Raw genomic sequence first — 1,263 nt, 5'->3', positions numbered from 1 at the left:
TGTGCGTTCGCCCGCACTCCCCGGTGGATTATTCCAAGTGCAATCAGACGGTGACTATCTACCATACCGACAACACCACTTACACCAAGCAGGTGTTTACCCGCGCATTTCTGGACTTCAAGAAGACCCAGAACGTGGATAAGACCGGCAGCAGCGAAGTCAATTCGTTCCTGCTGGTCATTCCATGCTCTGAGCAGCCCGTTTTCGTAGGCGATAAGGTGCTTTTGGGAAATGGGCCTGACATCGAAACAGCCAAGGAATGGGCAACGTTCATCCCTGTGAAAGTCCCCGGACTCGTGGTGGTGAAGTATGTTGACCCGAAATATTGGCAGGCCCATATGGTCCATGTGGAGGCGGGCGGATGAGTACGCGGGTAAAGGTGAACATGAAGCCCGTCAATACCATCCTGACGCGCCTCGGCGTGGATAAAAACGGGGATGTGCAGCGGTTTGTGACCAACACCATATCCAACCGCCTCTATAAGTATATTCCGAAGCGTGGCGGAGTTTTGGAGAAGTCGAAATACATCACAAGCCCGACCGAAATTGAGGTCATTCAGCCTTATGCCACATTCCAGTATTATGGGAACGTCATGGTTGGAACCCATTCCAGAAGTGCGTGGGCAAAGAAAGACGAACCAAAAGAGGTTATCGACAAAAAGCTCACATATGACACGAGCAAGAAGCCGCTGGCTGGGCCAAAGTGGGACAAGCGTATGATGGCAAACGAAAAAGATGCAATCGCCGCCGATGTACAGGACCACGTGAACAGGGGGAAGAAATGACCGCGCTTGAAAAAATGCAGACGTGGATTGCCACGTTTCCGGGCTATGACATCCTTTCGGACTTCCATGTGGATTACACCGACAAAGCGCCACCCAATGGCGGCATATATCCATCCGGGCTGGTGGAGGTGGAGAGGCGACGGGATATCGTGGGCAACACCACCGTAACCAACCAGTACAATTTTTCTATTTACTGCGTGTTCCTAAAATCGATTGGCGACGACGAGGGAGCGACTATCAACGCCGACTGGGTATCTGATTTTCAAGAGTGGGTGCAGGCGCAGAGCGTTACCGGCGCGGCTCCTGTGTTTGGGGACGAGCCAAGGACAGAAAAAATCATGGCACAGAACGGAATGCTGTATGACACGGACGAAGAGGGGGCAACGGCAATGTACATGGTCCAGATGTCCGTGCAATTTAAAAGAAAATTTGAAGGGAGAAACAAATGGCTGACTTGACCTTTAATACGACTGCTGGCG

Annotated in this window: 3 protein-coding genes; all 3 read left to right on the top strand. The window is 51.7% G+C overall.

What is annotated here, in order from left to right; translation table 11 throughout:
• Positions 1–365: hypothetical protein (locus tag RTK01_RS16760; protein ID WP_312282057.1), on the top strand; the 365-nt coding region annotated here is incomplete at its 5' end.
• Positions 362–784 (top strand): minor capsid protein, encoded by a 423-nt coding sequence (locus tag RTK01_RS16755; RefSeq protein WP_312282056.1) that lies wholly within the window; start codon positions 362–364, stop codon positions 782–784. The genes RTK01_RS16760 and RTK01_RS16755, both read left to right, overlap by 4 nt.
• Positions 781–1,242, top strand: coding sequence for a hypothetical protein (locus RTK01_RS16750; protein ID WP_312282055.1), 462 nt, complete (start codon positions 781–783; stop codon positions 1,240–1,242). Before RTK01_RS16755 ends, RTK01_RS16750 begins: the two co-directional genes overlap by 4 nt.
• Positions 1,243–1,263 lie beyond the last annotated feature (21 nt).

Source organism: Oscillibacter sp., from assembly GCF_031978065.1.
Classification (GTDB): Bacteria; Bacillota; Clostridia; order Oscillospirales; family Oscillospiraceae; genus Oscillibacter.
This window is presented reverse-complemented; position numbering and strand designations above follow the sequence as displayed.